Here is an 8,753-nt window from a genome sequence, read left to right as displayed (position 1 = left end):
AAAATGTCTCCGATGACGTACCGCCAAATGCTCGCAAATGCAGCATAAAATGGACTCCGTGATTGACGGAGCCCAATGAATACAGTTTTATTATTTTATCTGTCTACTTGACGGGGAGCAGTTCACGTTTGCATCAGCAGACTGATTTCGCAATGTGAAAATATCGCCGGTGGCTCCTTCAGTGGCAATACTGCCGACTGGAACTCCGATTTCGCCGGAAGTGATGCTCGGCACGCTGGAGGTGGCAAGGGGGTCCTCATTTCGAAATAAGGTAGCCGCTGTACTTGCGGTTATGCCGCTTGCCGGCGATACATTAAAGGCCCAGTTGAACAAGTATCTCCCTGCTGTGTTGACCCGAAACTCGCCAGTGGCCGGATTGGCGGTGATGTCGTTGGCTGCGGTGGCGTTCGGATTGATCGCCGTATACGTATAATTGGCCTCTGCATTAATATTTCTCGGTGCGCGGCTGGAATAGACAACCAGCAGCAAGGAATCAAATCCCGGTCCCGGCGGTCCTTGTGCACCTTGGGGTCCTGCCGGTCCTGTAGCGCCTCTTGCACCATTTGGTCCACGGCTCCCTGCTGGTCCCCTTGGCCCTTGCAGTCCGCTCGCTCCTGTGGGTCCTGGTGGTCCCGGACATCCCCTTGGGCCCCGAGGTCCGGGTTTGCACAACCTGTGTTTTTTACAAGATCTTCGATGTCCTTGCGATCGAAGACGTTCTGATCGAAAACTGCAAGTGGCGGACCATCCATGACGCTCTTTACGTTGTTTGTCTGTTCGCTGTGTCATGTGTGACACTCCTCTCCGTTCGTGGTAGTGGGATACTGCGAGGTGCCTCTGATGAAAGGATGGGGTTAACCGACCCGGATGACATTTACCCAGGCACCGATGGCATTCAGGGGAGGATTTTCAGAAGTGAGAGCAGGACTAACGGTAACGCCAACCGTTCCTTGCTGAGGTGTGCTGGACTGATTGCGAAGGGTGACGGTATCGGGAAGTTCCACATCGACGGCGATGCTCCCGTTCACGACGGTCGTTGCAAATCCGTCTATATTGGGTACGCCGGACAGAGCTTGCTGATCATCGTTTTTGAAGAGCGTGACAATGATGCTGGCAGGATCTGCACTGGCATTTTGCAAGTTGAAAGACCAGTAGAACAGATATTTCCCTGCTGTGTTGAAGGTAAAGGTGCCGGTAGCGGGAACAATGGCCATGTCGGTACCCGCGGTGCCGCTCGGGTTTATCGTCGTATAGGGCAATATGCCGTTTGGAATGATGTCTGCGCGATCGGTTGTACTATAGGTGACGAGCAAGGTCGAGTTGAGGGGAGGGCCTGGCAATCCTTGCGGTCCTTGCGATCCGGTGGGTCCGGTTGCACCGGTAAACCCGCGCGCTCCTCTTCGCCCCGCTGGTCCGCGGGGTCCCTGTGAGCCATTCGAGCCCTCAGGACCCCTTGCGCCTTGGGGTCCTCTCGGCCCCTGTGGCCCAACCTTGCATTTGACATGTCTTGCTTTCCATTTTCGTTTATATCGTCGCTTGAATATGCCATCGCATTGTACGACAACCATGATCTTGCGTCCTCCGCCCAGATTTTTCATCCTAGGTGTAACTCCTCTCTGTGAGTATGCACTATCATATGTATAGCGCATACAGCTTGTATAGACAGGTGCGGCTGGACAGAAGGAGAGAGAGACAGCCAACGGTGCAGAGCAGATAATCAGATGAGAACAGAGAAATAGAAAACAGTATTGAAGTAACAAAAAGAGGAAGAAACAGAAATGAAGAAACAGAAATGAAGAAAGAGAATCGAAGACACAGAAATGAAAAAGTAAATCGAAGACACAGAAACATAGTAAGAGATGGCAGAAACAAAAACATAGACTAATAAAATGAAAGAGAAAATCAGAAGAGCTGCAACAAGAAGTGAAGCAAAGAAAGAGAAAATCAGAAGAGCTAAAAAAAGAGAAACAAAGCAGAGAAATGAAATCGAAAATGGAGAAAACATAAATAGAATGAGACATACATGGAGATGGATAGATAGATAAATAGATGTAATACAAGCGTAGCAAATGGGAATGCTGTCTCTCAATTAAATAAGCCTGAGCCGTGATGACAAGGGATTCCTTCTCACAGGCTCAGGCTTATTAAGGTGGCTGGATTGGAAGCAATACGATTAAATCGCCCAGTTTCCGTCCCGGAACAGTGGTTCTTTCGTGCCGTCTTCCAGTTCTCCGTCAATATTCATATTTGCAGATCCGATCATAAAGTCTACATGGACGATGCTGTTGTTCAGACCGCTCTGCTTGACTTCCTCCGCAGACATGTCCTTGCCGCCTTCCAGACAGAATGGGTATGCTTTGCCCAATGCGATATGGCTAGAGGCATTTTCGTCGAACAAGGTATTGTAAAAGATCAGATTTGTATCTGAAATCGGAGAGCGATGAGGGACGAGCGCAACCTCTCCCAGGTAGGGAGCGCCTTCATCCATTTCAAGCAGTCGCTTGAGCACATCCAGACCTTCCGCCGCTTCCATATCCACGACTTTTCCGTCTTGAAAGGTGAAGGAGAAATCCTTGATCAAGGTACCACCGTAGCTGAGTGGCTTTGTACTGCGGACGGTGCCGTTGACGCCTTCTTTGAGCGGGGCTGTAAATACCTCTTCGGTTGGCATATTGGCCATAAATAGATTTCCAGCCGCATTCGTGCTGCCGGCGCTAACCCATGTGTGATTAGACGGGAGCTCAATCGTCAAGTCCGTGCCGGTGCCCTGATAATGCAGTTTCTTGAATTTCTTCTTGTTCAGATAATCTGCTTTCTCATCGAGGCTTTGAGTATGCGTTTTCCAGGCTTCCACCGGGCTGTCCATATATACGCGTGTCGCGGAGAAGATGGCATCCCACAGGGCATCTACCTGTTCGGATTCCGGTTTGTCCGGGAATACCTTGGCTGCCCAGGCAGGAGAAGGCACCGCTACGATGGACCAGCTGACCTTGTCGGCCATCATGTAGCTGCGCCACGTTTCAAGTGCGCGTCCTGCCGCTTTGTTCGCATTGGAGATCCGTTCCGGGTCAATGCCTTTTAAGAGATCAGGGTTGGAGGCTGTGACAGAGAGAAAGGCTGCATTGTTCTCGGCCATTTCTTCCCATCCTCTCGCTCGCCACATGGGATATTCATGAAAGGCTTCATCTGGCGCCATCTCGTATTTGGTTCTGGTAATCTCATCATCCAACCATTCTACATGGACATGCTTTGCTCCTACGCTGTAGGCTTTTTTGGTCACCAGTCTGACAAAAGGAGCAGCGGAGAGGGGAGCAGATACGACCAGTGTTTGTCCTGGCTGGACATTGACACCGACCTCCACAGCCAATGCGGCGTATTTCTCCAAATGAGTATGAAAATCAGGCATATTAAATTCCTCCTTCAATAAACGTGAACCTGCTCACTACTGTCTATAACCAGTGAGTCATTGCCTAAATCGTATCACATCCAGAGAAAAAAATGGAATGGCGCAGTTCACAGCGTGCCCCAGGAAGGAGTGAACATTCAAGCTTTGGTCAGCTGGCGGCGATCTTCGATCTGGGGAGGTTCTTCCATCCAGCCATTCTGGATCATGATTTCTCCGCCTTCTTTGACAAAAGAGAGAATTTTGCTTGCCAAACGTGTCATGGTGACGGGGAGATCACTGCGCAAGCTGAATGCACTGCCCAGTGCGTTGCTGCCCAGACCAAATGTAGCCAGCAGGCTGGTCAGGTACATCATCATTTTGTCGGAGAACGGCGCAATTTTGGAATGGGTGGCTTTGCCCGCATGCGTAGCCGGCGGTTCAATATAATCCTGTCTCAGGAATTCACCGAGAGAGGTTTCCACATCCTTGGACAGCTTCATGCCCTTTATGAAATATTCACGTACTTTATTGTTGTTGGCGACCTGGGCAAAGCCAATCATCAGCTGCATCCCGATTAAGTTGGTCTCAATAGCATGATGAATCAGGGAGACTTCGATGGTGTTGAGCGATCTGGATTCGCCAAAGAGATGATAGCCGGACAAGTAATCCAGTTCATGGACAAAGTTGACTTCCTTCGGCATGGTGACCATCGGTGGTTTAACGAGCACCCCTTTTTCAAGCAAGAAGGTCGAGAGACGGTCAAATATGTGCTGGGATTGAATGGTGAGCTGTTGATACAGCTGACGGATGTCCTGGCGATATGACATCGTCACGTACATGGCAAACAAATTGATTTCAATTTTGCTCATCATATGCAAAAACATGGGATCATACAATTCATCCCACAGTCGCGGTGTACCTTCATTCACATCGTGCGGTTTGAAACCAACAGGAATGGCCGCCTTTTCCTTTTCCATGATCAGGGTGATGGTCTCGACCGCTTGCTGGGATTGTGCATAGAGATCTTCTAAAATGGAGTGGAACGTATCGTCCGTGACATGGGCCAGAAAATATTCAATGAAACGCAGGATCATCGTTTTTTCCTGATAGGTCATCCACAGGTTTCCAATTTCGGATGAGACGAGGGATGGTTCGTTGGGGTGAGCAGGCATGATTGCTTCCTCTCCTTTTTCAAACAAATATACTCTCACAAAGTATAACCAGGGATGATTGAGAATACTCATTCATCCTCATGACATAGAAGCAAGCAGGAGGAAGGGGAACTCGCATGCGATATGAAGAAAGGCAGCCTGTCGCTGACTTGCAGCCCTATATCCAGTGCTTATGGCATCTGGACCGTACGTATACAGCGGAGGCAGAAGGGGAGCGGTTATGGCCTGACGGGTGCTTCGAGCTCATTTTTCACTATGGGCATGCTTATGTGTATCAGGGACAACGGCTTCCGCGTGCCTTCGTAATAGGGTCTTTGACCCGCTGGCACGGCCTGCAGGCCACCGGCCGAGTACGGTTGTTCGGAGTGCGTATGAAGCCATGGGGACTGGCGTTGCTCTTTCAGATGCAGGTGCAGGATCTGAAGGACGTCTGTTTCCCGATGGACGAGCAGGAAGAGTTGAACCGAAATATGCAAGTGAAGGAATGCGAAGCGAAGCTGGCCGAGGCAGAAGTGGAAGAGGCATTTGCATGTCTGCAAACTCGTCTGCTCCAGGTGTTGGCGGATAGGCCGCCTCTACAGTCATCGGAAGCAGGGATGCTGGCCAGCTTGTCTGCCATGTATGAGGATCCACTAGTGAAGGATGGACAGGCGATGGGTCGAAGCAGTGGCTATTCCGTTCGTCACTTTGAACGAAAGTGCGCGCAATGGACGGCGCTGACGCCCAAGAAATTAAGGATGGTGGCACGTTTCAATCAGGTGCGAATGCGAATTTTCCGAGAACCCTCTATCGACTTGCATGATTGCATGCATGAGTTTGGATACTATGATTATGCGCATTTCTCCAAGGACTTCAAGGAATGTCTCGGTTTGACGCCGCTCGCGTACAAGGAATGGCTGACCGGGATGATCTCTTCCTTTCGCAAAAAGGACAACCATGTCGCTTTTTTACAAGATGATTCGTCACCGATCTGATATGCTCACAGTCGATAGTGAAATCGAAGTGAAAGGTGAGAGGATGAATGATTAACCGAATCGCAACGGTAGCTGTATACGTGAAGGATCAACAGAAAGCGAAGGCATTCTGGACAGAGAAGGCTGGATTCGAAGTGAAGGCGGAGCATCCGATGGGGCCAGGGATGTACTGGCTGGAAGTGGCGCCGCCCCAAGCGGAGACCTGTCTGGTGATTTATCCGGAAGGTATGATGGAGGACGTGGAATCGAAAAATGCCTCACTCGTTTTTGATTGTGAGAATATTCAGGTAACGTATACAACAATGAAACAAAATGGCGTGGTATTTAAAGGGGAGCCAAAAGCAATGCAGTGGGGAACTTTTGTACAGTTCCAGGATGAAGACGGGCACGAATTTGTATTGAGACAACCCTCCTGATTACGAGGAGGGCGGATGAGGATCGGGCTTGGCTGGATCATAGCTCAAGCTTTTGAACAGGGTCTGTCGTTCGTTCTCCGTCAGATCCCGCCACTGGCCCACTTGCAGTCCCTGCAGGCTGATGTTCATAATGCGGATGCGCTGAAGACGACGAACGTTGTAGCCGAGGGCACTGCACATTCGGCGGATTTGACGGTTTAATCCCTGTGTCAAAATAATCTTGAAGACTCTCTCCGAAACTTGGGTCACTTTGCATGGCAGAGTTTTCGTGCCGAGAATGCGAACACCGCTGGAGAGGGATTGGATAAAGGAAGAGACGATGGGCTTGTTCACGGTCACGATGTATTCTTTTTCATGTGCATTTTCAGCGCGAAGAATACGGTTCACGATGTCTCCATCGTTGGTCAGCAGAATGAGTCCATCCGAATCCTTGTCCAGTCGACCAATCGGGAAGATCCGCTGAGGATGATTGACAAAATCCACGATGTTGTCCTTCACATGACGCTCTGTGGTGGATGTGATGCCCACAGGCTTGTTAAGGGCGATGTAGACCTGTTTGGGACGGGATTTGACAGGTTTGCCGTCCACCCGCACGTCGTCTCCGTCTTCGACCTGGCTGCCAAGCTCAGCCAACACCCCGTTTATAGTTACGCGCTTGTCCTGTACCCACTGATCGACCTTCCGCCGGGACGCAATCCCGGTTTCACTAATGTATTTGTTAATTCGCAAATGCCTTACCACCTTTCGAACTTGGGCCCGCTCTTATTCTAACATGATTGCCCAGATTCGTTTAGTCCATGATATTGGCCAGACCGTCTGAATAGATTTTCTGCTGCTGTATTTTGAATTCACGGTTCAGATATACTATAGTTAGATTGAACGAAGAAATGATGAGGAGTGGGTTGAAAATGAAGCAGCAAGCGACACCGTATTTGACGTTCAAAGGAAATGCCAGAGAAGCCTTGATGTTTTACAAGGAAATTTTCAATGGAGAAATCGAAGGCATCCAGACGTTTGGAGAAGCCGATTTTCCAACGCCTCCCCAAGCGGATGAGCTCATTATGCATGCCAGAATGAGAAGTGGAGAGCTGCTGCTGATGATGTCCGATGCATTTCTCGGTCAGAACGTAGAGATTGGCAACCATATTTCACTTGCGCTGGAACTGCACAATGATGAAGAGATTGAGGACATGTATGAAAAGCTGAAGGCGGAAGGCTCCGTATTGATGGAGCTCCAAGATACGTTCTGGGGAGCCAAATTCGCCAAGGTGAAAGATAAATTCGGGATCATTTGGGATCTGAACTATACCAAGAAGGAATCGAAAGTGAACTGATGGCCTGATTTGGACGGAGAATCCGTAACAGGAATAGACATGAATAAAGTTCATAGTCAAATATGAAAGACGAAAGATGAAAGACGAAAGATGAATGTTCAAGTAAAATGCCTTTGATGGAAACGGGGACATGCTAACACATGTTAAGACATGCTAACACATGTTAAGACATGCTAACACATGTTGAGACATGTTAAGACATGTTACATTCCGGCTTGCCCGTCAAAGGCATTTTTGACGTGTCTCCTCATTGTTCGAAGCATTAGGCAGTCCATTGTTGACTCGGCGGTGTTGTCCCTGTTGATTATAGAATACACAGTCAGGGTATGTATGATCATGCTGCTTGTACAATTCGGAAGCGGATCAGTCATGACGGCTGGCAAACAGGTTGTCACGTGGAGACAGGCGGCCACAAAACCATACAATGGAGGAGCGAGTATGAAAGAGGTCAAGAAATGGGTGGAGGTCTGTGCGAGAATCGGGTATGGAGCCAAGGGCATCGTATACGCCATGATTGGAATCATTGCCATAATGGCTGCGGTGGGCTATGGCACAGATATGAAGGATACGAAAGGGGCGCTTGCAGCGATTGCAGCCCAGCCCTTTGGGAGTATATTACTGACAGCCATTGCGATTGGGCTTGTTGGCATGACAGTATGGAGAGTGGTGCAAGCGATCTGGGACCCTGACCGTGTGAACAGTGACGGGAAGAGATGGTTGCAGCGACTGGGCTTTTTGATTAGCGGGATCATCTATCTCGGGCTCTCCTTCCAGGCATTGCGGATGGTTGTACAGGCTTCCCAGCGGGGAGAGAGCAATGAGCAGGGTACGACAGCCAAGCTGCTGGAACAACCATTTGGGGCGGTTCTGGTCGGTCTTGTGGGTGTAATCTTGATCGGATTCGGGATTGCTCAATTCGTGAAATCCTTCCGACATTCCCTAACCGATGAGATCAAGGCCAGCGTGCATCCGCAAAAAGTGAAGATGATCACCGGGATGGCAAAGCTGGGCGTAGCGGCTCGGGGACTGGTTTTTGGACTTATGGGATACTTTTTGCTCCGTACTGCTATCCGTTCGAATCCGAATGAAACGAAAGGAATAGATGAGGTGCTAGCCAAACTGGCCCAGCAGCCTTTTGGAACCTGGCTGCTGATCTTCACCGCTGCAGGCTTGGTTGCTTATGGCTTGTACATGCTGGCGCTTGGGATATACCGCAAGCCTGTTGGATCAGCGTGGAAGTCATAGAAGACGTCTTTTTAATATCCATGATTCAAGAATCCTGGTTCGAATATCATACCTATTAAAGCCTGGAGTTGTTAGATATATATCTGAATGGCCTGCCGTCTTTGAACTGCTCCCCGTCAAGTAGACAGATAAAATAATAAAACTGTATTCATTGGGCTCCGTCAATCACGGAGTCCATTTTATGCTGCATTTGCGAGCATTTGGCGGTACGTCATCGGAGACATTTT

General features: G+C 49.4%; 9 protein-coding genes. 5 read left to right on the top strand and 4 right to left on the bottom strand.

Annotated features, from left to right (window positions below; all coding sequences use genetic code 11):
• The first annotated feature begins 181 nt into the window (after window positions 1-181).
• Entirely contained in the window at window positions 182-433 is a 252-nt protein-coding gene (locus ACFSUC_RS09870) for a hypothetical protein (RefSeq protein ID WP_379929390.1), read from the top strand.
• A gap of 421 nt (window positions 434-854) precedes the next feature.
• Here the strand turns inward: ACFSUC_RS09870 and ACFSUC_RS09865 are convergent, their stop codons facing one another.
• The 3 genes from ACFSUC_RS09865 to ACFSUC_RS09855 all read right to left on the bottom strand — a co-directional run bounded on the left by ACFSUC_RS09865 (window position 855) and on the right by ACFSUC_RS09855 (window position 4,557).
• Window positions 855-1,598 carry a hypothetical protein gene (locus ACFSUC_RS09865; RefSeq protein WP_379929389.1) on the bottom strand — a complete coding sequence of 248 codons (744 nt, stop codon included), beginning with the start codon at window positions 1,596-1,598 and terminating at the stop codon, window positions 855-857.
• 575 nt (window positions 1,599-2,173) lie between these two features.
• Entirely contained in the window at window positions 2,174-3,406 is a 1,233-nt protein-coding gene (locus ACFSUC_RS09860) for an aminopeptidase (RefSeq protein ID WP_379929388.1), read from the bottom strand.
• 137 nt (window positions 3,407-3,543) lie between these two features.
• Window positions 3,544-4,557 carry a DUF3231 family protein gene (locus tag ACFSUC_RS09855; protein WP_379929387.1) on the bottom strand — a complete coding sequence of 338 codons (1,014 nt, stop codon included), beginning with the start codon at window positions 4,555-4,557 and terminating at the stop codon, window positions 3,544-3,546.
• 116 nt (window positions 4,558-4,673) lie between these two features.
• Between ACFSUC_RS09855 and ACFSUC_RS09850 the strand changes: the two genes are divergently transcribed.
• Entirely contained in the window at window positions 4,674-5,531 is an 858-nt protein-coding gene (locus ACFSUC_RS09850) for a DUF6597 domain-containing transcriptional factor (RefSeq protein ID WP_379929386.1), read from the top strand.
• Window positions 5,532-5,578: 47 nt separating this feature from the next.
• A complete protein-coding gene (locus ACFSUC_RS09845) occupies window positions 5,579-5,947 on the top strand; it encodes a VOC family protein (protein ID WP_379929385.1) in 369 nt (122 codons plus the stop codon).
• Here ACFSUC_RS09845 and rluF read toward each other — a convergent pair whose 3' ends face one another.
• Window positions 5,948-6,676 carry a 23S rRNA pseudouridine(2604) synthase RluF gene (gene rluF, locus ACFSUC_RS09840; RefSeq protein ID WP_379929384.1) on the bottom strand — a complete coding sequence of 243 codons (729 nt, stop codon included), beginning with the start codon at window positions 6,674-6,676 and terminating at the stop codon, window positions 5,948-5,950.
• Window positions 6,677-6,855: 179 nt separating this feature from the next.
• On the opposite strand from rluF, the gene ACFSUC_RS09835 reads away from it, so the two are divergent.
• Both ACFSUC_RS09835 and ACFSUC_RS09830 read left to right on the top strand, forming a co-directional pair.
• Entirely contained in the window at window positions 6,856-7,281 is a 426-nt protein-coding gene (locus ACFSUC_RS09835) for a VOC family protein (RefSeq protein ID WP_379929383.1), read from the top strand.
• A gap of 336 nt (window positions 7,282-7,617) precedes the next feature.
• Window positions 7,618-8,526 carry a DUF1206 domain-containing protein gene (locus tag ACFSUC_RS09830; protein WP_379929382.1) on the top strand — a complete coding sequence of 303 codons (909 nt, stop codon included), beginning with the start codon at window positions 7,618-7,620 and terminating at the stop codon, window positions 8,524-8,526.
• The last annotated feature ends 227 nt before the right edge of the window (window positions 8,527-8,753 follow it).

Source organism: Marinicrinis sediminis (genome assembly GCF_042685085.1).
Taxonomy (GTDB): Bacteria; Bacillota; Bacilli; order Paenibacillales; family KCTC-33676; genus Marinicrinis; species Marinicrinis sediminis.
Note: the sequence above shows the minus strand (reverse complement) of the source record. Positions and strands in the feature narration are given on the sequence as shown.